Annotated in this window: 20 protein-coding genes and 1 pseudogene; 14 read left to right on the top strand and 7 right to left on the bottom strand. The window is 70.4% G+C overall.

From position 1 onward, the window contains the following. Nucleotides 1–185 precede the first annotated feature (185 nt). The 3 genes from A3CQ_RS0117675 (at nucleotide 186) to A3CQ_RS0117665 (ending at nucleotide 3,046) form a co-directional block, all read left to right on the top strand. Entirely contained in the window at nucleotides 186–824 is a 639-nt protein-coding gene (locus A3CQ_RS0117675) for a GOLPH3/VPS74 family protein (RefSeq protein ID WP_020512277.1), read from the top strand. Between the two features lie 62 nt (nucleotides 825–886). Beyond that, nucleotides 887–2,419 (top strand): APC family permease, encoded by a 1,533-nt coding sequence (locus tag A3CQ_RS53230; protein ID WP_245577253.1) that lies wholly within the window; start codon nucleotides 887–889, stop codon nucleotides 2,417–2,419. Between the two features lie 12 nt (nucleotides 2,420–2,431). Next, nucleotides 2,432–3,046 carry a GNAT family N-acetyltransferase gene (locus A3CQ_RS0117665; protein WP_020512275.1) on the top strand — a complete coding sequence of 205 codons (615 nt, stop codon included), beginning with the start codon at nucleotides 2,432–2,434 and terminating at the stop codon, nucleotides 3,044–3,046. 13 nt (nucleotides 3,047–3,059) lie between these two features. Here A3CQ_RS0117665 and A3CQ_RS0117660 read toward each other — a convergent pair whose 3' ends face one another. Further along, on the bottom strand, nucleotides 3,060–3,611 hold the full coding sequence (locus tag A3CQ_RS0117660) for a GNAT family N-acetyltransferase (protein WP_026205811.1): 552 nt from the start codon (nucleotides 3,609–3,611) through the stop codon (nucleotides 3,060–3,062). A gap of 498 nt (nucleotides 3,612–4,109) precedes the next feature. Here A3CQ_RS0117660 and A3CQ_RS0117655 point away from each other — a divergent pair, with 498 nt between their 5' ends. Further along, the gene (locus A3CQ_RS0117655) at nucleotides 4,110–5,213 is read left to right on the top strand and encodes an alpha/beta fold hydrolase (RefSeq protein WP_020512273.1); all 1,104 of its coding nucleotides are present in this window, start codon (nucleotides 4,110–4,112) and stop codon (nucleotides 5,211–5,213) included. A gap of 112 nt (nucleotides 5,214–5,325) precedes the next feature. On the opposite strand, the gene A3CQ_RS0117650 is transcribed toward A3CQ_RS0117655, so the two are convergent. Beyond that, the gene (locus tag A3CQ_RS0117650) at nucleotides 5,326–6,381 is read right to left on the bottom strand and encodes a LacI family DNA-binding transcriptional regulator (RefSeq protein ID WP_020512272.1); all 1,056 of its coding nucleotides are present in this window, start codon (nucleotides 6,379–6,381) and stop codon (nucleotides 5,326–5,328) included. 124 nt (nucleotides 6,382–6,505) lie between these two features. On the opposite strand from A3CQ_RS0117650, the gene A3CQ_RS0117645 reads away from it, so the two are divergent. Continuing rightward, the gene (locus A3CQ_RS0117645) at nucleotides 6,506–8,044 is read left to right on the top strand and encodes a GGDEF domain-containing protein (RefSeq protein WP_020512271.1); all 1,539 of its coding nucleotides are present in this window, start codon (nucleotides 6,506–6,508) and stop codon (nucleotides 8,042–8,044) included. Between the two features lie 21 nt (nucleotides 8,045–8,065). Further along, nucleotides 8,066–9,517 carry an acyltransferase family protein gene (locus A3CQ_RS53225; protein ID WP_084699126.1) on the top strand — a complete coding sequence of 484 codons (1,452 nt, stop codon included), beginning with the start codon at nucleotides 8,066–8,068 and terminating at the stop codon, nucleotides 9,515–9,517. Nucleotides 9,518–9,709: 192 nt separating this feature from the next. Here the strand turns inward: A3CQ_RS53225 and A3CQ_RS64425 are convergent. From A3CQ_RS64425 to A3CQ_RS0117620, 4 genes and pseudogenes are all read right to left on the bottom strand, one after another. Next, nucleotides 9,710–10,603 (bottom strand): annotated as a pseudogene (locus A3CQ_RS64425) (AF_0692 family protein); the annotation flags it as partial. 417 nt (nucleotides 10,604–11,020) lie between these two features. Beyond that, entirely contained in the window at nucleotides 11,021–11,686 is a 666-nt protein-coding gene (locus tag A3CQ_RS0117630; RefSeq protein WP_020512267.1) for a response regulator, read from the bottom strand. After that, the gene (locus A3CQ_RS0117625) at nucleotides 11,683–12,756 is read right to left on the bottom strand and encodes a sensor histidine kinase (protein ID WP_020512266.1); all 1,074 of its coding nucleotides are present in this window, start codon (nucleotides 12,754–12,756) and stop codon (nucleotides 11,683–11,685) included. The genes A3CQ_RS0117630 and A3CQ_RS0117625 overlap by 4 nt, the downstream gene beginning before the upstream one ends. 11 nt (nucleotides 12,757–12,767) lie before the next feature. Then, nucleotides 12,768–13,553 (bottom strand): DeoR/GlpR family DNA-binding transcription regulator, encoded by a 786-nt coding sequence (locus A3CQ_RS0117620; RefSeq protein WP_020512265.1) that lies wholly within the window; start codon nucleotides 13,551–13,553, stop codon nucleotides 12,768–12,770. 108 nt (nucleotides 13,554–13,661) lie between these two features. On the opposite strand from A3CQ_RS0117620, the gene A3CQ_RS0117615 reads away from it, so the two are divergent. The 5 genes from A3CQ_RS0117615 to A3CQ_RS0117595 all read left to right on the top strand — a co-directional run bounded on the left by A3CQ_RS0117615 (nucleotide 13,662) and on the right by A3CQ_RS0117595 (nucleotide 19,041). Next, a complete protein-coding gene (locus A3CQ_RS0117615) occupies nucleotides 13,662–14,954 on the top strand; it encodes an alpha-glucosidase/alpha-galactosidase (RefSeq protein ID WP_026205809.1) in 1,293 nt (430 codons plus the stop codon). An 85-nt stretch (nucleotides 14,955–15,039) separates the two neighbouring features. Continuing rightward, nucleotides 15,040–15,921, top strand: a complete 882-nt coding sequence (locus A3CQ_RS0117610) for an SIS domain-containing protein (protein ID WP_020512263.1) — start codon at nucleotides 15,040–15,042, stop codon at nucleotides 15,919–15,921. Nucleotides 15,922–15,950: 29 nt separating this feature from the next. After that, complete coding sequence (locus tag A3CQ_RS0117605) at nucleotides 15,951–17,273, top strand: ABC transporter substrate-binding protein (protein WP_040432542.1); 1,323 nt, start codon at nucleotides 15,951–15,953, stop codon at nucleotides 17,271–17,273. Further along, a complete protein-coding gene (locus A3CQ_RS0117600; RefSeq protein ID WP_020512261.1) occupies nucleotides 17,273–18,217 on the top strand; it encodes a carbohydrate ABC transporter permease in 945 nt (314 codons plus the stop codon). Before A3CQ_RS0117605 ends, A3CQ_RS0117600 begins: the two co-directional genes overlap by 1 nt. Further along, a complete protein-coding gene (locus tag A3CQ_RS0117595) occupies nucleotides 18,217–19,041 on the top strand; it encodes a carbohydrate ABC transporter permease (RefSeq protein WP_020512260.1) in 825 nt (274 codons plus the stop codon). Before A3CQ_RS0117600 ends, A3CQ_RS0117595 begins: the two co-directional genes overlap by 1 nt. 42 nt (nucleotides 19,042–19,083) lie before the next feature. Here A3CQ_RS0117595 and A3CQ_RS0117590 read toward each other — a convergent pair whose 3' ends face one another. Continuing rightward, nucleotides 19,084–19,989 carry a carbohydrate kinase family protein gene (locus A3CQ_RS0117590; RefSeq protein ID WP_157296014.1) on the bottom strand — a complete coding sequence of 302 codons (906 nt, stop codon included), beginning with the start codon at nucleotides 19,987–19,989 and terminating at the stop codon, nucleotides 19,084–19,086. 195 nt (nucleotides 19,990–20,184) lie between these two features. On the opposite strand from A3CQ_RS0117590, the gene A3CQ_RS0117585 reads away from it, so the two are divergent. The 3 genes from A3CQ_RS0117585 to A3CQ_RS0117575 all read left to right on the top strand — a co-directional run bounded on the left by A3CQ_RS0117585 (nucleotide 20,185) and on the right by A3CQ_RS0117575 (nucleotide 24,226). Then, nucleotides 20,185–21,186 carry a 1-phosphofructokinase family hexose kinase gene (locus A3CQ_RS0117585; protein WP_020512258.1) on the top strand — a complete coding sequence of 334 codons (1,002 nt, stop codon included), beginning with the start codon at nucleotides 20,185–20,187 and terminating at the stop codon, nucleotides 21,184–21,186. Beyond that, nucleotides 21,167–22,015, top strand: a complete 849-nt coding sequence (locus tag A3CQ_RS0117580) for a class II fructose-bisphosphate aldolase (RefSeq protein WP_020512257.1) — start codon at nucleotides 21,167–21,169, stop codon at nucleotides 22,013–22,015. The genes A3CQ_RS0117585 and A3CQ_RS0117580 overlap by 20 nt, the downstream gene beginning before the upstream one ends. A gap of 75 nt (nucleotides 22,016–22,090) precedes the next feature. After that, on the top strand, nucleotides 22,091–24,226 hold the full coding sequence (locus A3CQ_RS0117575; RefSeq protein WP_020512256.1) for an ArnT family glycosyltransferase: 2,136 nt from the start codon (nucleotides 22,091–22,093) through the stop codon (nucleotides 24,224–24,226). The last annotated feature ends 161 nt before the right edge of the window (nucleotides 24,227–24,387 follow it).

Here is a 24,387-nt window from a genome sequence, read left to right as displayed (position 1 = left end):
CGACCGGCACGCTCATGATCCAACGTGGACTGAGGAGCCCTGAAGCTCAGAACAAGAAGTCTAGTACTTCTTGCATTGACCTTGAGGTCGGGTACATGATGCGCCGGACATCGAGTTATCACGTCATGTACAGACAGTGATCAATCACAACTTGGGTCTACTTGGGTTCTAAGGGGCGTGGCAGCGTGTTGGCTGACCAGTACTTCCTGATCGCACACCAGGACCGCACCGGGCGTTCTCGACTCCATCCACGAGCGACCGGTCTGGGCCTGGCCGCAGCGCTGCTGGGGGAACTGATCCTTGAAGGACGGATCGGGATCGCCGACGGCGACCTCGTCATCCTCGATCGGCACCCACCGGCTGACGCGTTGGCGCACGACATTCTAGACCTGCTGATAGCCCAACAACGGCACCGTGAGGTCCGCACGTGGCTCGCCTTCCTCTCCCAGGACGCCGAGGTCCGGGTGGGCGAGCGCCTCGTGCGCCTCGGTGCGGTCGACCTGATCACCCGCCGGCGGATGCTGTCCACCGAGGTGGTCTACATGCCGAACAGCCCCGAGCAGCGCAACGCCGCGGCGTGGGCGCCGGCCCGGTTGGCCAACCTCCTCGTCCGGGGCATCGAGCTCAGCCTCACCGACCGGGTACTCGTCGGCCTCGTGGCCGCCACCGGCCTGACCAGGCACGTGCTCTACGACTTCGAGATGCACCGGCAAGCATTCCAGTCCCTGCCGAGCGCCGTGGACGCGTTGCCCGGCGATCTACGGGACCTCATCGAGTACACCGAGGCCTCAGTGGGCTCGGTCCTGACCGTCGGTCGGCGGTGAGTGCCAACGGGCGTCACCACCTCCGGCGAGAAAATTTCGACCAATGGGCCGGGAGGATGTTGATGACGCAAAATGACCCCGTCGAGCCGGACATCGTGGCGCGGGCGCTGGCCAAGAACAGGCTTGGCGTCCCGTCCGTGGTGTTCTTCGGCGTGGCCGGGGCCGCTCCGCTGACAGTGATCATCGGAGCGATCTCCGCGACGTACGCGATCATCGGGAGCACGGCCGTCCCGATCGCGTACGTGGCGGTGGCCGTAATTCTCTCCCTGTTCACGGTGGGCTTCGTGGCGATGAGCCGGCACATCGTGAACTCGGGAGCCTTCTACTCCTACATCAGTCATGGATTGGGCCGGACCGTCGGGGTGGGCGCCGCCTTCGTCGCTCTCCCCGCGTACTCGGCGATGCAGATCGGCCTGTTCGGGCTGTTCGGCTCGGCCGCGTCCGGCATTCTCGCCGCGTTCGGCGTCATCACCCCGTGGTGGGTGTGCGCGATCGCGGCCTGGCTGATCGTCACCGTGCTCGGCCTGCTCTGGGTCGACCTCAGCGGTAAGGTGCTGGCCGTCCTGCTGGTCGCCGAGATCAGCATCGTGCTCATCTACGACCTCACCATGCTGGGCCACCCCCACGGTGGCGAGATCACCTTCACCTCGTTCAGCCCGGCGCCGCTTCTCACCCCGGTCGTCGGCTCGCTCCTGGTGATCGCGATCGCCGGCTTCGTCGGCTTCGAGGCCACAGTGGTGCTCTCCGAGGAGGCCAAGGACCCGAAGCGCACGATCGCCCGGGCCACCCACTGGGCCGTGATCATCGCCGCCTTCATGTGCAGCATCTCCGCGTGGGCCATGGCCGTCACCACCGGCCCGGAGAACATCGCCTCGACCGCCGCCGAGCATCAGACCGACCTGGTCTTCTTCCTGGTCGGCAACCACCTGCCCACGGCCCTGGTCGACCTCGGCTACCTGCTGTTCCTGACGAGTGTCTTCGCGGCCTTGCTCGCCTTCCAGGCCGCTGTCGCCCGCTATCAGTTCGCGCTCGGCCGCGAGGGCGTGCTCCCCGCGATGTACGGACGCACTCACCCGCGGACCGGCGCGCCGCTGGCCGGCTCGGTCACCCAGAGCGTCATCGCGATCGTGGTGCTGAGCCTGTACGCAATGTCCGGCGCCGACCCGCTGGTCTACCTGTTCGCCTGGATGAGCACGATCGGCGGCCTCGGCGTGCTGATCCTCATGTGGGCCACGTCGGCCGCGGTCATCGGCTTCTTCGCCCGTGGTCGCCGCCGGGAGAACGTGTGGCGGGCGATGATCGCCCCGTTCCTGTCCTTCCTCCTGCTCTCCGTCGTGCTGACCGCCACGGTGATCGGCTTCGGCGAGCTCCTGCAGGTCGACGGCGATTCGCCGTTCCAGTGGCTGATCCCGGTGCTCTACGTGGGCGTGGCCGCGATCGGGTTCTGCTGGGCGGGAATCATGAAGGTCGCCCGTCCCGAGGTGTACGCGCAGATCGGCCGCGGTGCCGACGGCCGAGTCAGCCTGCTCAACGAGAACGACTTCCCCAAGCCTCTGCACGCCGACCCGGTCGGCGCCCGGGGGTACCCGTATTAAAAGGACAACCCTATGACGTACGCCGTTAAGGATCTGGTCATACGTGACCTCGCGCCAGTCGGAGTCCCGGAGATCAGCGACCTGATCGCCGTGGCCATGCGGGACACCCCGACGGCGCGATGGCTGGAGCCGGACACGGAGTTACGTCACCGGAGCGCCGACGATTACTTCGCCATTTTCGTCGAGCATGCCCTCCGTCATGGTGACGCCTACACCATGGCGGAGGGCGGCTCCGGCCGCCTGACCGGAGTCGCCCTCTGGTTCCCATTGACGACCGTGGTGCCACCACCGCTCGACTACGACCGGCGGCTGAAGGAAGTAGCCGGCGATGCCTACGACCGGGCATGCCGGCTGGACGCGGCACTCGACGCTGAGCACCCGACCGGCGACCACCACTACCTGGCCTTCCTGGCCGTACGTCCCGATCAGCAGGGACGCGGGCTGGGCAGCACGCTCCTTCGCCGGCACCACCGACGCCTCGACGCGGCGGGTATCCCGGCTTACCTCGAAGCGAACGACCCTCGCAACCGCGACCTCTACCTCCGGCACGGATACCAGGTCCGGTCCGTGATCGACCTACCCGACGGGCCACCCATCTGGTGCATGTGGAGGTCGCCTATGGAGTGAGGCCGACCGATCGCTACGCGGCGGACGGGAATTCGTACAGCCAGTACGACTGCTGGTCGATCCGGTTGAACCGCATGTTGTCCGAGTTCCGGGCGATCATCAGCCGGAATACCCGGGACATGTGGCGGACATCGTCGTTGTAGGAACAGATGTCCAGCCCGACCAGGCCGTTCTGGATGGATACGACCAGGTACATCTGCTCCACCATCTGCGCGAACGCCTCGCGCCCTTGGTGTTCCGGGCTCACGGCAATGAACCCGATGTACCAGATCTTGCGTGCCGCGTAGTGCTCGGGCCAGTGACGCTCGAAGTACTGAGGTGAGATCAGCGGCACGGCGTCCAGGTCGTTGGTGTACGTGGTGACGCCGGCAAGCGTCCCGTCGTCGGTGAGAGCGAGGTACTTGTCGACCCGCGGGTCGCGCATCACCTCGTCGAACTCCGACTTGTACATCATGTGGCGCTGGACGGCGAGCGTGTTCAGCTCTTCGAAACAGTCCTGGTAGAGCTGCCACGCAGCGCTGTGCAGATCCTCATCGATGATCTGGTCGACCACTTTGATAAGCATGCTCTGCTCCCCCGGGGGACGGAGATCGGCCCGGCTTCCTCGCACTCACACCGATCAATGATCTATTGAGCACAGAGTACGAACAGTGACCGCGTCGACACAATGCGTGTTCGCCAATTGAATGTGCCAATGTCGGCGAGAGGCCGTCCCGCGCCCCCTTTTCGTGCAACTTGCGAATGCACGGACCTTCCGAGTGAAGATCAATTCCGCCGCCGGCCGCCTCGAGCGGCCGGCGGCCGGGCGCCTCCGGTGAATCTACCGGCGGGGACTCTTCCCTGCTAGCGGGCCTGTATGCCAAGCGATCACCCGCGGTCCAAATCGGACAGGACCGTGCGGACTGCCCCTTTCTGACCAGGCAGCGGAATCGCATTTTCGGCCGGTCCTCGTGAACTGCACTCCGAGGCCAGTACTCAAAGGACTACGCATCTGCGTACTTAATCCGGCCGTGGTTATCGCCATACGCTGTGGCGCGGCTCTGAACCGATCGAAGGGAGAAGCATGAAAACAAGCCTGCGCTTACTGGCGGCCCTCCTGCTGACCGCCTGCGCGGTCCTGGTGAGTCCGGCCGGCCCGGCGTCCGCCGCATCGCTGCCCGGCATGGTGCTCAGCTCGACCACGGCGACCCTGCCGCCCGAGCTCGCCCCGCTGGCCACGGCCAAGCGCCTCCAGTACGTCAGCACCGACATCAACGGCAACCTGATCACCGCCACCGGCCTGATCATGACCCCGAAGAGCTACAAGCAGAACAAGGTCGTGGCCTGGGCACACGGCACCACCGGGCTCGCCGACCAGTGCACCCCGTCCACCAACCAGGGCGTCTTCTGGCCCGAGGCCCGCACCGCGGTCGCCGCGCTGCTCGGCCGCGGCTGGACGATCGCCGCCACCGACTACCCCGGCCTCGGCACGACCCAGGCCCACCCCTACCTCATCGGCATGAGCGAGGCCCGCGCGATCATCGACAGCGTCAAGGCGGCCCGCAACCTGGACTCGGCCCTCTCCGCCCAGTACGTGATCGACGGCCACTCGCAGGGCGGCCAGGGCGCGCTGTTCGCCAACCAGATCGCGACGGCGTACGACGGCAATTTGGTCTTGAAAGGCACCTCGAGCATCGCCCCGGTCTCGAACGCCGGGATCCTGGCGCCGCTGATCCCCGGTACCCCCAACCAGGGTTACCTGGTCATGGGCCTCTACGGCCTGCAGGCGATCGACTCGAGCTTCAGCGCCAACTCGGTGCTGGCGCCGCCGGCCAAGTCCAAGACGTCGGTCCTCGGCACGGGCTGCCTCATGGAGATCCTCGCGTCCTATCAGAACCTGACTCCCTCCCAGCTGCTGGTCGGCGGCGCGCTGCCGGACAGCGTCGTGGCCAAGCTGGACCACTTCGACAGCCCGGCGCAGACCACCACGACCGCGCCCGTCCTGCTGATCCAGGGCACCGACGACGAGTCGGTCCCGCAGTTCCTGACCCACGACTACCTTCTGCCGGAGCTCCAGGCCTACAACCCGCCGGTGACCTATGTGGAGATTCAGGGCGCAACGCACGACTCGGCCGTGATCGACTCGGCCAACACGGTAGCGACATGGATCGCGGGCCGCTTCTCCTGAGCGTCCCGTCCGTCAAGGCATTGCTCCCAGGAAGCGACGTCCGGTCCGCCCTGCCGGACGTCGCTTCCACACCAGCCGGGACTTCGGGGGCTGCGGGCCGGCCGGGCTGCGATTATGCGGCGGGGATGCGGGACTGCTTGGTCACGCGGCGGGCCGGGGCCGCGGCGGTCGAGCCTCGGACCACCAGCTCGGCCGGGAAGATGTACTCCGAGCGGGGGGCCGCGTGGCCGTTGATCTCGTCGACCAGCGCGCGGACCGCGGCGTTGCCCATGGCCGCGACCGGTTGGCGGAGGGTCGTCAGGGGCGGATCGGTGAAGGCGATCAAGGGGGAATCGTCGAAGCCGACCACCGACAGATCGCGCGGCACCGTCAGGCCCCGGCGGTGGGCGGCCCGGATCGCGCCCAGCGCCATCAGGTCGGAGCCGCAGACCAGCGCCGTCACCTCGCGGTCGAGCAGCTGGCCGGCCGCCACCTCGCCGCCCTCCACGCCGAAGAGGGTCAGGGCGACCAGCTCGTCGGGGGAACGGTGGTCGTACGCGGGAACGTGCCGGCGCATCGCGTTGTGGTAACCCTCGAGCTTGCGCTGCACGGCGCGGAAGCGCTCGGGGCCCGAGACGAAACCGATGCGCTCGTGGCCCAGGGCGGCCAGGTGGGCGACGGCGGACTCGGCCGACTGCTTGTCGTCGCAGGAGATGAAGGGCGCGGCGATGCCTTCCGCGTACCCGTTGACGAAGACGATCGGCATCGGGCGGTCGATCAGGCGCTGGTAGCGCTCGTGGTCCGCGGTCGTGTCGGCGTGCAGGCCGGCCACGAAGACGATGCCGCTGACCTGGCGGTCGAGGAGCATCTCGAGGTACTCGTCCTCGGTGACGCCGCCGGGGGTTTGCGTGCACAGGACGGGGGTGTAGCCCGTCTGGGCCAGGGCCGACTCGATGACCTGCGCGAAGGCCGGGAAGATCGGGTTCTCCAGCTCGGGGACGATCAGGCCGACCAGGCCGGCGCTGCGCTTGTGCAGGCGCTCGGGCCGCTCGTAGCCGAGGACGTCGAGGGCGGTGAGAACGGCCTGGCGGGTGTCGGCCGAGACACCGGGACGGTCGTTGAGGACGCGCGAAACCGTCGCCTCGCTGACGCCCGCCTGCCGGGCGATATCCGAGAGACGTGCACGCATGCGGTCACAATAACCCTTCGCCTATTCGGATGCGCTCGGCTGAGCCGCAGGCCACGCCGGTCGCGCGCAAGCTTCGTTTCATCGGGCCCTCATGCCGAGGGATCTTTGGCCGATACGTGGACTCGTGGACGCATCCGGGCTCGGGCAGCAGCGGCCTTCGCTGCGCCGCGACCCGTTGCTGATCGGGGCGACCGCCTGGACCGTGCTGGCCGCGGTCCTGTTCGTCGCGCTCGCCGGGAACACCGCCACGGACACTCTCTGGCAGGTCCGCACCTTCTGGTTCTTCCAACTCCCGCTCGACGCGCTGCTCGCGTACTCGTCCTGGCGGGTTTTCCGGATCGCGACCGGCGCGACGCGGCGATTCTGGCGGATCCTCGCCTCGGTGGCGTCGCTGTTCCTGTTCGGCGACTCGTTCCAGACACTGCTGACGTTCGTCTCGAAACCGGGCACCTGGTCGACCACCGGCGGCATCGTGCAGTCGGCGTGCTTCACGCTGGGCCTGGTCGCGATCGTGCTGGCGATGCTGGTGCATCCGCATCCCGGGCGGTCCGGGCGGGAGCGCCTGGCGTTCTGGCTCGACTCGGCGACCGTGCTGGTCGGCGGCGCGGTCATCGCCTGGAGCTTCGCGGTGAAGCCGGGCGAGTACAACCGCACCGACATCCTGGCCACGCTCGGGCTCGGCGCCGTCGCGCTGACCTCCGGCTTCGCCGCGGTGAAGATGATGCTGAGCGGGAACGCGCCGATGCGGAGGATCGCGGCGATCCCGATGATCGTCTCGGCCGCGTTCACGATGATCGGGCTGTTCCTGGCGCCGCCCGCGGTCGGCAGCCTGCCGGCGTACGTCTATCTGGTGCGACTCATGCCGTCGCTGCTGATCGCGCTCGGGCCGCGGATCCAGGAGCTGATCGCCCGCTTCGATCCGGAGCCGTTCGGCGAGCGCCGCCGCAAGCCGTACAGCCTGCTCCCGTACGGCTCGATGGTGGTTGCGTTTGTCGCCCTGATCGCGGTCATGCCCCACGGGGTGGACGTCCGGCTGTGGGGTGTCGTGGTCGGGCTCGGCCTGATCTGCCTGCTGGTGGCGGGCCGGCAGCTGGCCGCCTTCCACGACAACACCGACCTGATCCACAAGCTCGACACGACGCTCGCCGAGATGTCGTACCAGGCGCACACCGACGGGCTCACCGGGCTGGCCAACCGCACCCATTTCTACGTGCAGCTGGAGAACGCGCTCGAGCGGTCGGCCGGGGCGTCGGTGCTGCTGGTCGACCTGGACGGGTTCAAGACCGTGAACGACACGCTCGGCCACGCGGCCGGGGACACGCTGCTGATCTCGGTGGCCGACAAGATGCGCGCCGCGCTCCGGGCCGGCGACCTGGCCTCCCGGCTCGGCGGCGACGAGTTCGCGGTGCTGCTGCGGGACTGCGCCGGCCCCGAGGCCGAGGACACCGCGCGGCGAATCCTCGACGCACTCTCCCGGCCGGTGGAGATCGACGGGACCACCGTACGAGCCAACGCCAGCATCGGCGCCGCGAGTGCCGAACCGGGCGAGGGCGCCGGCGCGCTCGTACGCCGCGCGGACGTGGCGATGTACGCGGCGAAATCGGCCGGCAAGGGGACGTGGAAGCGCTACGAAGCGGGCATGGAGTCCGCGGCGTCCTACTGATATCGCGAGTACCCTTCGCGGATGCCGCAGCGAAGGATGGCGTGGCTCGACGCGCTGCGCGCGATCGCGGCCCTGCTGGTCGTCTACGCGCACCTGAGCCACTACCTGCTGCGCGGCGCCCGGGACGTCTCGGCCGAGTGGCTGCACGCCGGCCCGGCCGGGGTGATGCTGTTCTTCCTGGTCAGCGGGTACATCATCCCGGCGTCGCTGGAACGGCACGGCGACCTGCGGCGCTTCTGGATCGGCCGGCTGGCCCGGCTCTACCCGCTCTACCTGGTGGTCTGCGGCCTGGTGGCGGCGACCGCGGGGATCACCGCCTCCGGCGCGGTCGCCCACCTGACCATGCTGCCGCAGCTGCTGAACGCGCCGCTGATCACTCCGGTGGTCTGGACGCTGAGCTTCGAGATGGCGTTCTACCTGATCGTGGCCGCGCTGTTCGCCCTGCGCCTGCACCGCGCGAGCGCCGCGGCCGCGATCGTCTTCGCGGTGGCGGCCGTGGCCACCGCTCCCCTGTCGCCGAGCCGGCTGGCCTCGCCCGCTCTACCCGTCGTCGTGGCGGTGCTTCTGACCCTGGGCCTGGCCGCCCTCGCCTCCCGCCACCGTTGGCCCGCGATCGCCGGCGCCGTCCTGCTGCTGGCCCTGGCCGGCACGCTGCTGGTGGCCGACCAGGACTTGTCGCACGTCTGGGACGGCCTGCTCATCCCGGCCGTGATGTTCACCGGCACCACGATCTACCGAGCCCAGCACGGCCAGATCCCCCGGTGGCAGGCCGGCGCGGTGGTCGCCCTCGTCGCCGCCGCGCTGCTGACCAACTGGTTCGCCGAGCTGGCGTCGCTGCACGCGCTCATCCCCCGATACATGGCCCGCTCGGTCATCACGCTGCTGGTCATCGGCGGCTCATTCGCGATCGGTCTGGCCTGCCGCAACCGCCGCACGCCGCGCTTCCTGGCCTGGCTCGGCGTCATCAGCTACTCGATCTACCTGCTCCACGTCCCGCTGATCACCGTGCTGGCTCCCCAACTCACCGACCTCGGCGTCCGCCTGCACGGCCCGGTCGAGCTGCTCGCGGTGGCCGGCTTCCTCACCGTCCTCTTCGGACTCTCGTGGTTGGCCCACCGCTTCGTCGAACTCCCTGGCCAGCGCCTCGGCCACCGGCTCACCCAGCCCCGCACCGCCAGACACGGCGGCGACGCCCGGCGCGGCGACACAGCTGGGTGCGCCCTCCCCGCCGAGCAGGGCGACGCCGCTGGGCACGACCGCCCCGCCAGGCACGGCGACGCCACTGGGCACGACCGCCTCGCCAGGCACGGCGACGCCACTGGGCACGACCGCGTCGCTGGGCACGGCGGCCGGGATGCGCCGCAGACCCGCGACGCCGAGCACGGCCGTGAGCAGCGCGACGCCGGCCAGGAAGAGGCGGTCGGCCGAGGTGTCCGCGTTGGCGACCAGGCCGAACAGGGTGTGGGCAACTAGCGCGCCGCAGCAGGCCGCGATCAGGTGGCGCGGCGTCATCTCCCAGCGGCGCGGCACGACCACAGCGGCGACGACGACAGCCGCGGCGATGGTCATCGGGATCAGCGGCCACCAGCCGTGCCGCTCGCTGTCGCCGAACGGCCAAACGAGCGCGAGGAAGGCGAAGGTAGCAACGGCCGCGCCGATCGCGACCAGGGCAGGGCGCGCCAGTGCCGACCGGCGAGCGTGGCGCGGCGCCGGCAACCGGCGCGCCGGCAACAACGAAGCCGACCGGCGCGCGGGCAACAACGAAGCCGACCGGCGCGCGGGCAACAACGAAGCCGACCGGCGCGCGACGCGCGGCGCCGGCAACCAGCGCGCTGGCGACAACGACGCCGGTCGACGAGCGATGCGCGGTGCCGCCGACCAGCGTGTGGGCAGCAACAACGCCGACCGACGCGTGGGGCGAGACGGCGGTGACTGACGGGCAGGGCCGAAGCGCAGGCGGAGACCCAGCACGAGGGCGGCGACGATCAGGGCCGCGACGATCACGACGGCGAGCAGCGGCATGGTGTAGCCCGGGTCCTCGGCGGGCGGGATGCTCACGCGCAGCAGGGCCAGGGCGAGCAGGGCGATCACGCCGGAGGCGATCATGCCGCCGCGGCGCAGGTAGGGACGCGGGCCGTGGCCGGCGAAGATGAGCTCGGTCAGGACGACCGGGATCGTGACGCTGAAGACGGCGTGGTAGACCAGGTTGAGCTCGGTGTAGGCCGTGTTGATGCCGAGCAGGCGCGGGGCCCAGCCGGCCGCGCCGTACAGATGCGGGCTGGTCAGGCTCTGCAAGGCCAGGCCCTCCTCGGCCAGGCCGTAGGCGACACCGAGGATCAGCAGGTTCGCGTAACCGCCGCCGGTGCGGCGCAGCGCCTCGCGCAGGAACAGGACGCCCGCGGAGTAGACGGGGGCGAAGACCAGCCAGGCCCAGGCCATCCGCAGCGGCACGGTGCCGAGACTCACCTCGGCGACGACCGGGGCCAGCAGGGCGAGAACCAGCGCGGCGCGCCGATTGCGCGGCCGAAGGTCGGGCACCCTGGGAAATGCCGCGCGCATGACCGGCCGGTTCACCGCCACGATCAGCGCGGCCAGCAGCGTCAGCTGCGCCACCTGCAGCGGCCGGAACCAGAGCGGGTAGGCGGCGGCGACCAGCTGCCAGGCCACGGCGACGAACCCGGCCGCCGAGACGATCCGCACCCGCCGGTACGCGGCCGGCGAGCCCGCGCGCAGCTTGCGGATCACCCAGACGTACAGGATGGCCACCAGGAAGATCAGGATCTGGTTGGGACCCAGCTTGGCGGCGTGGGTGGCCACGGCGAGGCCGGTGGACAGCACGCCGGCGCCGATGCTCGCGATCAGGAGGACCACCACGAGGCGGACCGCCCGCTGCTGCGGTGACGAAGTCATGACCCGAAGCTAGGGATCGGCGGAGATCATTGCGTCGGGCCGCGGTCTGGTCTTCGGTCTCCGACTTCAGGAGGAGGGTCGGGGCCGAACCAGCCCGAGGTCGTACGCCAGGACCACCGCCTGCACGCGGTCGCGCACCCCGAGCTTGCGCAGGATCGCCGACACGTGCGTCTTCACGGTCGCCTCGGTGACCACCAGCCGCTCGGCGATCTCGGCGTTCGACGAGCCGCGGGCCAGCAGCGTCAGCACCTCGCGCTCCCGCTCGGTGAGCCGGTCGAGGCTCCCGGCCGGCGCCTCCGGCGTCACGTCGGTGACCAGGAAGCGGTCGAGCAGCCGCCGGGTCGCCGTCGGGGCGAGCAGCGCGTCGCCGCCGGCCACCACCCGGATCGCCTCGACCAGGTCGGCCGGGCGCACGTCCTTGAGCAGGAAGCCGCTCGCCCCGGCCCGCAGCGCGGCGTAGAGCGGTTCCTCCAGGTCGTACGTGGTCAGGATGATCACTTTGGGCGGAAGAGCTGCCGCGGTGAGCCGGGCGGTCGCTGCCACCCCGTCGAGGCCGGGCATCCGCACGTCCATCAGCACGACGTCGGGCCGGGTCTGCTCGGCGAGCCGGATCGCCTGCTCGCCGTCGCTCGCCTCGCCGACCACCTCGAGGTCGTCCCGGGACTCGAGGATCATCCGGAAGCCGGAGCGGACCAGCGCCTGGTCGTCGGCGATCAGCACCTTGATGGTCACGGCCGCCCCCGTACGGGGAGATGGGCCTCGACCTCGAACCCGCCACCCTCGCGCGGCGCGGCGGCCAGGGTGCCGCCGAGCAAACCGACCCGCTCGCGCATGCCGAGCAGCCCGTGCCCGCCCTTGCGGGCGTCGACAAGACCGACCCCGTTGTCGCGCACCCGCACGTACACCTCCGACTCGTCGATCCGCAGCAGCACCTCGGCCTCCGAGGCCCGCGCGTGCCGCAGCGTGTTGGTCAGTGCCTCCTGGACTATCCGGTACGCCGCGGCCTGCACGCCCAGCGGCACCGCGCCCGAACCCTCCCGCCGCAGCATCACGCGCAGCCCGGAGTCACCCATCGTCCCGGCGAGCCGATCGACGTCGTCCAGCGTCGGCTGCGGCGCGGCATCGTCGTCGTCGGTCTCCTCGCGCACCGTACGCAGAAATCCGCGGAGCTCGGCGAGCGCCTGCCGGCCGGCCTCCTCGGTGCGGCGCAACGCCTCCCGGGCCTGCACCGGGTTCGACTCCCAGACGTCGTCGGCCGCGGCCGCCTGCACCACCATCACCGACACCGTATGGGACAGCACGTCATGCAGGTCGCGCGCTATCCGGGCGCGTTCCTCGAGCACCGCCTGCCGCCGCTCGGCCACCCGCCGCGCGCCGCGGGCCCGGGCGAGCGCGCCCCAGCTCCAGGCCAGCAGCACCCCGCCGAGCCAGAGCGCCGCGAGATCCCATCGGCCCTGCAGCGCCGCGGGCCCGCACGCCGTCACCACCGCCAGCCCGAGAACCCACAGTGTTTCTCCGGCCGGGCGCAGCCACGCGTAGGTGCACAGAACCACAAAGGCAATCCCCGGCCCGTACGCGGGATGAATCGTCTGAAGCCCCGCGCTGATGAGCAGCACCGCCGCCGTCGCCGGGGCGGGCCGGTCGCCGAGGAACCACACGGCCACGGCCTGCGCCGCGATGAGCGCCACCGCCGGAAGAGGCGCGGACCCGGACGTCACGACCGGGATCGAGAGCGCGACCGAGCCGAGGACGAACACCGCACGCCACTGGCGCGGCAGGCGTGCCGTGTAGCCGTCCCCCATGACGGGTCACGCTACTCGCGCGGCACCCCGGCCACGATGACCTCGGTGCCGGTGCGGCGGATCGCCTCGACCCCGACCGGGTCGGCGCTCGCGTCGGTGACCAGCGCGGACACGTCGGTGACCGGGCAGATGCCGGCCAGGCAGACCTTGCCGACCTTGGAGCCGTCGGCCACCACGATCACCCGGTCGGCGCGGCGGATCATCGTGGCGTTCGTGTTCGCCTCGATCTCGTCGTGAGTGGTGAGGCCGCCGCGCGCGCTGATGCCGTCCACGCCGACGACCGCGACCGCCATGTTGAGGCCCTGCAGCGCCTGGTCGGCGATCGGCCCGACCAGCTCGTACGACTGGGTGCGGGACACGCCGCCCGTCATGATCAGCTTGAGCCGGGGGCGCAGCGCCAGCTCGGCCGCGATGTTCAGCGCGTTGGTGACCACGGTGAGGTCGACCCGCTCGGCGAGCAGCCGGGCCAGCAGGTGGGTGGTGGTGCCGCCGGTCAGCCCGAGGGTGAGCGGCCCCCTCGGCAGCAGCGCGGCGACGGTCTTGGCGACCAGCGCCTTCTCCTCGCGGTGCTGGCCGACCCGGTAGCGCACGGGCAGCTCGTAGGCGACGTCGACGGCGACCGCGCCGCCGTGGGTGCGCGACAGCAGCCGCTGGTCCTCGAGCACCTGGAGGTCGCGGCGGATCGTGGCGGGCGAGACGGCGAACTCGTCGGCGAGGTGGCCGGCGTCCACCGAGCCGTGGCTCGCGACCCGCTCGAGAATGGCCGACACGCGGTCGGCCCGGCGCAACGAACTCATGGGCCCTTCTTCAAACCATTGATCAAACGAGCAGTCAATGTAGTTCGTTTTCAAGCGATACACCAGTTGGTATTGCGCGTTCTTGGCGAACACGCCAAGAATCCGGCCATGACAGTGATCGCCTTCCTGGGCGCCGGCAGCGTGGTGTTCACCCGTGAGCTGCTGGCCGACATCCTTTCCTTCGACGAGCTGCGCGACGTGACCCTGGCCCTGCACGACATCGACCCCGAGCGGCTGGAGACCGGCGAGGCGATCGCCCGCCGCACCGCCGAGCAGCTCGGATGCCGCCCGGTCATCACCACCAGCCTCGACCGGCGGCGCGCGCTCGAGGGCGCCGACTTCGTCATCAACTCGATCCAGGTCGGCATGTACGCGGCGACCGTGCGCGACTTCGAGATCCCGGCCAAGTACGGCCTGCGCCAGACGATCGCCGACACGCTCGGCGTCGGCGGAATCTTCCGAGCACTCCGGACATTCCCGGTGTTGGACGGGATAGCGAAAGACATCGCCGAGGTCTGCCCGGACGCCTGGCTCCTGAACTACACCAACCCGATGGCGATGAACATCGCCTACCTCGCGGCGGTGAAGCCGGAGCTCAAGGCCGTGGGTCTCTGCCACTCCGTCTTCTGGACCGTGCACGACCTCGCCGCGCTGCTGGACGTGCCGCTCGACGAGATCGACTACCTCGGCGCCGGCGTCAACCACCAGGCCTGGCTGCTCCGCTTCGAGCACCGCGGCGAGTCGCTCTACCCCCGGCTGGACGCCCTGCTCGAGAAGGACCCCGAGCTGCGCCGGCGCGTACGGATGGACATGTACCAGCGGCTCGGCTACTTCCCGACCGAGACCAGCGAGCACTCCTCCGAGTACCTCCCCTGGTACCTGCACCACGACGAGGAGATCGCCCGCCTGCGCATCCCGGTCGGCGACTACCTGCGGATCAGCGCCGACAACGTGGCGGAGTACGAGAAAACGCGCGCATCGCTCCAACGCGGCGAACCGCTCGACCTCACCCGCGAGGCCACCGAGTACGCCCCGCAGGTCATCCACAGCATGGTCACCGGCACCATGCGCCGGATCCACGCGAACGTCCCCAACCGCGGCCTGATCAGCAACCTGCCCGAGGGTTACGCCGTCGAGGTGCCGGCCGTGGTCGACCGCCTCGGCGTGCGCCCCGAGCGGGTCGGCGACCTGCCCGTCCAGTGCGCGGCCCTCAACCGGAGCTTCGTCAGCGTCGGCCAGCTGACCGTGCGGGCGGCGGTCACCGGCGACAAGCGGATGGTCCGCCAGGCCGCCATGGTCGACCCGAACACGGCCGCCACGCTGACCGTCGACCAGATCTGGGAGATGTGCGATGAGCTCACGGCCGCGCACGGCGACCTGATCCCGGAATCGCTGCGGTAGAGGCTCAGAAGCAACGCTCAATCGGGACTGTTCGTTTGACGCTCACATCTTGTGAAGCGATCACAAACGAGCATAATCCTCGAACATGAATGACACCGCGGCCGAGATCGCCAGCCAGCCCGATGTGTGGCTGGAGAGCCTGGCCTTCACCGACCAGGCCCAGCACGAGCTGATCGCTCCCGGCGAGCGGATGCTCGTGCTCGGCTGCGGCACCAGTTGGTTCGTCGCGCAGAGCCTCGCCGAGCTCCGGGAGCGGGCCGGGTTCGGCGAGACCGACGCCATCTGCGCATCGGAGTTCCGGCCCGGCCGCCACTACGACCGGATCGTCGCGGTCACCCGCTCCGGCACCTCCACCGAGGTGCTCGAGGCACTGCGGATGGTCCCGGCCGCGACCCGCACGGTCGCGATCACCGCGGTGCGCGGCGAGCCGGTCGACGAGCTGACCGACGCCCAGCTCGCGCTCGACTTCGCCGACGAGCGCAGCGTGGTGCAGACCCGATTCCCCACCACCGTGCTGGCGCTCGCCCGCGCCGCGTACGGGAAAGATCTTGAACCGATCGTGGCCGACGGCCGCAAGGCCCTGGACATGCCGTTGCCGGCCGACCCGGCCGACATCGACCACCTGGTCTTCCTCGGCACCGGCTGGACCTTCGGCCTGGCCAACGAGGCCGCGCTCAAGGTGCGCGAGGCGGCCCAGGCGTACTCGGAGTCCTACCCGGCGCGCGACTTCCGGCACGGCCCGGTCGCGGTCTGCGGTCCGCGCTCGCTGGTCTGGTCGCTCGGTGACACCGATCGCGAGCTCGACGACGTCGCGCGGGCCGCGGGCGCCACCGCGTACCGCAATGAATTGGATCCTCTCGCTCAGCTCATACTCGCTCAGCGTTTCGCGCTGGCACTGGCCGCACACCGCGGCCTCGACCCCGACAATCCCCGACTGCTCACCCGATCCGTCGTACTCACCCCCTGAGGCCACTCAGACGAACATCGAGGTGTTTGATGAAGACTTCCCTTCGGCGCGGCCGGGTGTTCCGGCTGCTGGCGAGCGGCGCCGGTGCCGCTCTGTTGCTCTCCGCCTGCATGGGCGGCACCACCGATGACGGCAAGGACGCCGCCGTGGGCTACGACCCGAAGGCGAACGTCGAAATCACCTGGTGGACCGGCCAGACCGAGGAACAGGAGAAGGTCGCCGAGCAGCTGGCGGCCGAGTACCACACCGCGCACCCGAACGTGACGATCAAGGTGTCGCCGGGCGCGCCCACCACCGACGACCTGCTCACCAAGCTCTCGGCCGGATTCACGGCGGGCAGCTACCCGGACGTCTCCTACGCCTACGGCAACTGGGCGGGCGATCTCGGCGCCAGCGGCAAGACGCAGGACCTCACCTCGTACGTCAATGATCCGTCCTTCAAATGGAACGAGATCCCGGAGGCGGCGCGTCTCGTCGCGACCGCCAACGGCAAGGTGATCGGGATCCCGGCGCTGGTCGACAACCTCGCGCTGATCTACAACAAGAAGCTCTTCGACCAGGCCGGGCTGGCCTACCCGACGGACAACTGGTCGTGGGACGACTTCCGGGCCGCGGCCAAGAAGCTGACGAACACCGCGACCAAGACGTACGGGACGGCCTTCTCGGTCTCCGGCAGCGAGGACACCACCTGGCACCTGTGGCCGATGCTCTGGCAGCACGGCGGCAAGATCCTCGACGGCACGAAGCCGGCCTTCAACTCCGACGCCGGGGTGGCCGCGCTCGAGACGCTGCGGCAGATGGCGGTCGACGACAAGTCGATGTACCTCGACCAGACCGACGAGAAGTACGGTCCGCTGTTCAACAGCGGGCACGTCGCCATGATGCTCTCCGGCCCCTGGTCGCTGCTCGACATCAAAACGGCCAAGCTTTCGTACGGTGTGGTGAACCTGCCCGGATACAACGGGGACCACCAGACCGTCTCCGGCCCGGACCTGTGGGTGTTGTTCAACCACGACGACGTGAACCGGGCCGGCGCCTCGCGCGACTTCGTCACCTGGCTGACCAGCGCCGAGACCGATCCGAAGTGGAACCTCGCGATCGGCAACCTGCCGCTGCGCAGCACCGAGAAGGACTCCCCCGAGTTCAAGAAGTACGTCGAGGAGTACCCGGGCGGCGACAAGTTCTTCGCCAACCTGGCCAACGCCAAGCAGGCCCGGCCCACGGCGCCCGGCTACGAGGAGCTGTCCCGCAACGTCGGCGACGCGATCGCGAAGGTACTGCAGGGTCAGGCCCAGCCCAAGGAGGCACTGGACGAGGCGGCCAAGAAGTCGGCCGATTCGATCGGCAGCTGATGGCGGTCACCTTCGCGGCGACCCCGCGTGCGCACCCGTCGACCGTTCCCGCAAAGCGCGGCCCGCGTGGCCGCGCTCTGCGGCGCGGCCTCACCGGCTGGGCCTTCGCCGGCCCGGCCACGGTGATCGTCGTCGGGCTCTCGATCTTCCCGGCGGTCTGGGCGTTCTTCATCTCCCGGGCCAAGTGGAACGGCATCGCCCCGGCGACGATGGTGGGCTGGGGCAACTACCAGAAGCTGCTCCAGGACCCCGACATGATCGCGGCCACCCGGCACACGCTGATCCTCACCGCGATCTTCGTACCCGGCTCGATCGTCCTCGGCATCCTCATCGCGGTCGCGCTCAACCAGAAGATCAAGCTGATCGGGTTCTACCGCACCTGCATCTTCGTGCCGTACGTGGCGTCGGCCGCGGCCACCGGCATCCTGGCCAACTTCGTCTTCAACCCGCAGTTCGGCGCGGCCAACGACATCCTGCGCACTCTCGGCCTGCCGCAGTCGCAGTTCCTCGAGAACCAGCATCTCGCGATCTACATCATCTGCCTGATCCTGCTCTGGGGCGAGGTCGGCTTCACCACGGTCATCTACCTGGCCGCGCTGCAGGACATCCCGCGTGAGCTGGTCGAGGCGGCGGTCGTGGACGGCGCCTCGAAGTGGAAGGTGTTCCGTCACGTCACGCTGCCCGAGCTGCGGCCGGTCACCGTCTTCGTGGCGGTCTGGCAGACGATCACCGCGATGCAGCTGTTCGACCTGATCTACACGACCACCCGCGGCGGTCCGCTGAACAGCACGCAGACCGTCGTCTACTACATCTACGAGCTGGCATTTCAAACCCAGAGGCTGGGGTACGGGGCGGCCGCCGCGTACCTGCTGTTCATCGTCACGATGGTGCTGAGCCTGGGCGTGATCCTGTACGGGCGCCGGCGCGGCTCGGAGGTGTTCTGATGACCCGTTGGAAGCTTCCGTTCAGTCCCTGGCACCTGTTGCTCATGCCGCTGGCGCTGATCTTCGTACTGCCGCTCGTGCAGATGGTCCTCACCTCGTTCATGAGCAGCGCCGAGATCAACCAGTTCCCGCCCAAGCTGATACCCACCAGCCTGCACATCGAGGGCTACCGCCACCTGTTCTCCGAGACCAAGGCGCTGCGCTGGCTGCTCAACTCGGTGATCGTCTCGGGCATCGCGGTCATCTCGCACCTGGTGCTCTGCTCGATGGCCGGCTACGGCTTCGCCCGGCTCAAGTTCGCGGGCCGCGGTCTCGCGTTCGTGCTGATCCTGGCGACCGTGATGATCCCGATCCAGCTGCTGATGATCCCGACCTACCTGATGTTCGCCCGGATCGGCATCGTCGACACCCTCGCCGCCGCGTTCGTGCCCTGGCTGGCCTCGGCGTTCGGCATCTTCCTCATGCGGCAGTTCTTCCTCGGGCTGCCGGTCGAGCTCGAGGAGGCGGCGCTGATCGACGGCTGCGGCCGATGGCGCACGTTCCGCAGCATCGTGCTGCCGCTGGCCAAGCCGGCGCTGACCACACTCGCCATCATCACGCTGCTGTGGAGCTGGAACGACCTGCTCTGGCCGCTCGTGGCGATCTCCGACGACAGCCGGTTCACACTGCAGATCGGGCTGGCCAACTTCCAGGGCATGCGGCGCACGGAATGGTCGCAGCTGATGGCCGGCAACGTGGTGGCCACCATGCCGCTGATCCTCGCGTTCCTGTTCGCCCAGAAGAAGTTCATCGCCACGATGACCTTCACGGGCATCAAAGGCTGAGGTGGGCGCGCGGACGGGGACGGGCGACGGCCCTTCCCCGCGTCACGCGCCCAGGTCCGCCGGGAACGCCTGGGCTGCGGTCCCACCCGCGGCCCGGGTGCTCAAGGATCCGGCGACCGCGGCCCAGCCGACCGCTTCCTCGATGGACTTGCCGCCGAGGCGGGCCGCGAGGAAGCCGGCGTTGAAGCTGTCGCCGGCGCCGGTCGTGTCCACGACGTCGACCGCGCGGCCCGGAGCCGCTGTTTCTCCGCCGGGCCACCAGGCCCGGGCGCCCCTGGCGCCGTCCTTCATCACCACGGTGGTTCCGTTCTTCACCAGCGCGGCTGCCGCCTCATCCGTCTTGTCCAGGCCGGTGATGGCCCGGAGCTCGTTCGCGTTGGGAAGGAAAACGTCGGTGTGGGCCAGGATCTCGCCGATCGATTCCCACCTCTCGGCCGGGTCCCAGTTGGTGTCCAGCGAGGTGGTCAGCCCGATCTGCCGGGCACGGGCGAAGACTCCGGCCAGCCCTTTGATCAACTCGGGCTGGAGATACAGCGAGGACACGTGCACGTGCCGGGCCCGGCCCAGCAACTCGTCGGCGACGTCCGCCGGGCGCAGCGCGGAAATCGCGCCGAGCAGCGTCAGGATCCCCCGGTCGTCCTTCTCCGACAAAACGACCGTGACGCCGGTGGGCGCCCCGCGCCCGTCGGCCGCCAGCAGCGTGACGCCCCTCTGCTCCAGATCGGCGCGGACGAGCCGGCCGAAGACGTCGTCGGCCACCGCCGCGAACAGCGCCGTGCGCAGCCCGAGCCGCGCGCACCCGGCCGCCGTGATCGCCGCCGAGCCGCCCAGCACCAGGTCGGCCGCGGTCAGCAGCTGCTCGGCCTGCCCGAAGCGCGGCCGCACGTCCCCGCGCAGCAGCAGGTCGGGGTTGGCGTCCCCGACCACCAGAACGTCGAACTCGGCCACGGCCGCCTCCACTGTCCATATGAACAATTCGCGAGCACAATACGCTCATGATCAGCTATTGACACCTGAGCGTTCGATCAGATCCAATCGAGCACGACGCGATCGAGCCCAGCCGGTGACCAGTCCGGCAGTCCGGTTCGCCAGGGCGGTTCTCGACGAGCCCGAGGCGGGGCAGATCCCTTGGGGAGCCCTCGCATGATCGTCACCGTCACCTTGAACCCGGCCCTCGACCTCACCTACGCGGTCGACGCCCTCGTGCCGCACGGCACCCACCGGGTCGCGACGGTCGCCGAACGCGCCGGCGGCAAGGGCGTGAACGTGGCCCGCGTCCTGCACGCGCTGGGCGAGCCGGTCATCGCCACCGGCCTGCTCGGCGGCGCCACCGGCGGCCGGGTCGAGTCGCTGCTCGAGGCGGAGGGTGTGCGGTCGAGCTTCGTCCGGATCGCCGGCGAGACCCGCCGGACGGTCTCGGTGGTCGACGGCACCGACGCCACCGGTTTCTGGGAGCCCGGCCCGGCGGTCACGGCCGACGAGTGGTCGCTCTTCGTCGCCGAGTTCCGCGAGCTGCTGGGCCCGGCCATGGTGGTCACCCTGAGCGGTTCCCTTCCGCAGGGCCTGCCGATCGACGCGTACGCGACGCTGATCGCGCTGGCCGCGGCGGCGGGAGTGCCCACCCTGCTCGACACCAGCGGCCCGGCCCTGCTCGCCGGGCTGCGCGCCACCCCGACCCTGGCCAAGCCGAACATCGACGAGCTGGCCGCGCTCGTCTCCCGGCGGCCGGGGCCGCAGGGGCTCGCCGACGCGGTCCGCGGACTGGCCGACGGGCCGGTCGTCGTGTCGCGCGGCGCGGCCGGCCTGCTCGCGGTCACGCCGGACGAGGTGTGGGAGTGCGCGCCGCCGGTGTCCATCGCGGGGAACTCGACCGGCGCGGGCGATGCCTGCGTCGCCGCGCTCGCCCGCGGCCTGCGCGACCACACGCCCTGGTCCGCCCTGCTGCCCGACGCGGTCGCGCTCTCGTCGGCGGCGGTCGCCGCGCCGGTGGCCGGCGCCTTCGACCCCGACGTCTACCGGCGCACCCGCGCCAGCGCCCCGGCGGCGACCACAACACCCACGGCCCTCGCCGGGCCGGCCGTGCCCGCCACAACCGCCTCACCCGCCTCACCCCCAGGAGGAAACCGTGCTCGCTCCTACCGGTGAACTGGTCGCCGCCGCGCGCGCGGACCGCGGAGCGGTCGGGGCCTTCAACGTCATCACCATCGAGCACGCCGAGGCGATCGTGGCCGGCGCCGAGGCGGCCGGGCTGCCGGTGATTCTGCAGGTCAGCGAGAACGCGGTGCGCTTCCACCACGGGCGGCTCGCGCCGATCGCGGCGGCCGCGCGCAGCATCGCCGAGGCCGCGGACGTGCCGGTCGGGCTGCACCTCGACCATGTCGAGTCCGACGACCTGCTCGACCAGGCCGCGGCCAACGGGTTCGGCTCGGCCATGTACGACGCGTCCCGGCTCCCGTACGCGGAGAACGTGGCCGCCACCACCGATGCCGTGCGACGCTGCCACGCGGCCGGGCTGTGGGTGGAGAGCGAGCTCGGCGAGATCGGCGGCAAGGGCGGCGCCCACGCCAAGGGCGCCCGCACCGACCCGGACGAGGCGGCCGCCTACGTGGCCGCGACCGGGGTCGACGCGCTGGCCGTCGCGGTCGGCTCGTCGCACGCGATGACCACGCGCAGCGCGAGGCTCGACCACGACCTGATCGCCCGGCTCGCCGCGGCCGTACCGGTGCCATTGGTTCTGCATGGCTCCTCGGGGGTGCCCGACGACGAGCTGAGCGAGGCGGTCCGGGGTGGGATGGCGAAGATCAACATCGGCACGGCCCTGAACACCGCCTTCACCGGGACCGTTCGCGAAGCGCTGGGCGACCAGCCCGATCTGGTCGATCCGCGGCGCTACCTGGCGTCGGCGCGGACCGCGATGGCCGAGACGGTGACGGCCGCTTTACGGGTTCTCAAAACGGGTGTAATCCGCGCGTAAACCCCAGGAAAGATCTACAGCCTGCGCACAGCTTCTGCCTAAGGTCCGCGTAGCACGCCCGGCGACAGTAGCCGCATGACGTTGACGCTCGACCCTGCCCCGGCGCTGGATTCGCCCGGTTCCGCGCCGAAGCGCCGCTCCTGGCTCGGCGACCCGGCCTGGTCCCGGCCCGCGCTGTGGGGGCTGCTGGCCGCGACCGCGGTTCTCTACCTGTGGGACCTTTCGGCCTCCGGCTGGGCCAACGAGTTCTACGCAGCCTCGGCCCAGGCCGGCTCCCAGTCGTGGAAGGCGTGGCTGTTCGCGTCGCTCGACGCCGGCAACGCGATCACGGTCGACAAGCCGCCCGCGGCCATGTGGGTGATGGGCCTGTCCATGCGGATCTTCGGGGTGAACAGCTGGTCGCTGCTCGTGCCCCAGGCGCTGATGGGCGTGGCGAGCGTCGCGCTGCTGTACGCCGCGGTGCGCCGGTGGTTCGGCCCGGTGGCCGGCCTGCTGGCCGGGGCCGTGCTCGCGGTCACGCCGGTCGCGGTGCTGATGTTCCGCTTCGACAACCCGGACGCGCTGCTCGTGCTGCTCATGACCGCGGCCGCCTACGCCACGGTCCGCGCGGTCGAGAAGGGCTCGTGGAAGTGGCTCGCGCTCACGGGCGTACTCCTGGGATTCGGTTTTCTCACGAAGATGATGCAGGCGTTCCTCGTGTTGCCCGGGTTCGCGCTGGTCTACCTGGTGGCGGCGCCGATCGGGCTGTGGCGGCGGGTGCGTGACCTGCTGATCGCGGGCGCGGCGCTGGTCGTGTCGGGCGGCTGGTTCGTGCTGCTCGTGTCGCTGTGGCCGGCGTCGTCGCGGCCCTACATCGCGGGTTCGACGAACAACACGCTCTGGCAGCTCGCGATCGGCTACAACGGGCTCGGCCGGATCTTCGGCGGCGACGGCAACCCGGGCGGGAACGGCGGCGGTCCCGGCGGAGGCGGTGGCGGCGGTGGCGGCATGTTCGGCGGGTCGACGGGGATCACCCGGATGTTCGGCGACTCGTTCGGGCTCGAGATCTCGTGGCTACTGCCCGCTGCTCTGGTCGCGCTGGTCGCGCTTCTCGTCGGTACGGCCCGGGCGCCGCGCACCGACCGCACGCGGGCCGCGGCCGTCATCTGGGGCGGGTGGACGCTCGTCACGGCCCTGACGTTCAGCTACATGAGCGGGATCGCCCACCCGTACTACGCGGTCGCGCTGGCGCCGGGGATCGCGGCGCTGGTGGCGATCGGCGCCCGGGTGCTGTGGGGATGGCGCGCACATCCGGCGGCCCGGGTGGGACTCGCGGGGATGGTCGCGGTCACCGCGGTCTGGGACTTCGAACTACTCGGCCGGGTGTCGTGGGCGCCCGGGCTGCGGTGGTTCGTGCTGGTCGGCGGCATCGTCGCGGCGGCGGCCCTGCTCGTGCCGGGGTCGGCGCTGCGCCGGGCGGGTGTGGTGGCCGTGGCGACGCTCGCGATCGTGACCACCGGGGCGGCCGGTGCCGCCTGGGGGGTGGGGACGGCCGGGACCGCGCACACCGGGTCGACGCCGACGACCGGGCCGGCCGGGGTGTCGACCGGCGGCGGCTTCGGGCGCGGGGGCGGGTTCGGCGGGGGCCGGGGCGGATTCCCCGGCGGCGGCGCCTTCCCGGGCGGCGGCACTCAGGGCGATGCGCAAGGCGCTTTCCCGGGCGGCGGCGCGTTCCCCGGCGGCGCGATCCCTGGCGGCGCGATCCCTGGCGGCGCGATCCCTGGCGGCGCGATCCCTGGCGGCGGGCAGAACGGCGCGCCGCAGGCCGGATCGGACCAGAACGGCGCGGGCCAGAACGGGGGCGGCTTCGGCGGAGGCGCGGGCGGAGGCGGCCAGGCCAACTCCGAGCTCGTCGCACTGCTGAAGGCGACCACCACCCGCTGGGCGGCGGCCACGAACGGCTCGATGCAGGCCGCGCCGCTGCAGCTGTCGAGCGGCAAGGCGGTCATGGCGATCGGCGGCTTCACCGGCAGCGACCCGTCCCCGACGCTCGCCGAGTTCCAGGCCTACGTGAAGGCGGGCGAGGTCCGCTACTACATCGCCGGCGGTGGCATGGGCGGCGGTCGGGGCGGTGACAGCTCGATCAGCGAGTGGGTGGCGCAGAACTACACCTCGACCACGGTCGGTGGCAGCACCGTCTACGACCTCTCACAACCGACGACAGTGGGTTAACTCTCCGCGTACGGGAAAGGAAGGCCCGCCGTGACCAAAAGTCACGGCGGGCCTATTTTCTGCAACCTAATGTTTCGGGATTGTTTCGTGACCGGCTTGACCGCGGCGCGTAACGATGAAACAGACCAGCTCTCGCGCCGCGCTCGCGACCGGCGCCATCG

The sequence above is a fragment of the Paractinoplanes globisporus DSM 43857 genome (assembly GCF_000379645.1).
In the GTDB taxonomy this organism is placed as follows: Bacteria; Actinomycetota; Actinomycetes; order Mycobacteriales; family Micromonosporaceae; genus Actinoplanes; species Actinoplanes globisporus.
The sequence above is the reverse complement of the archived record's forward strand: the minus strand, read 5'-3'. Positions and strand labels throughout refer to the sequence as shown.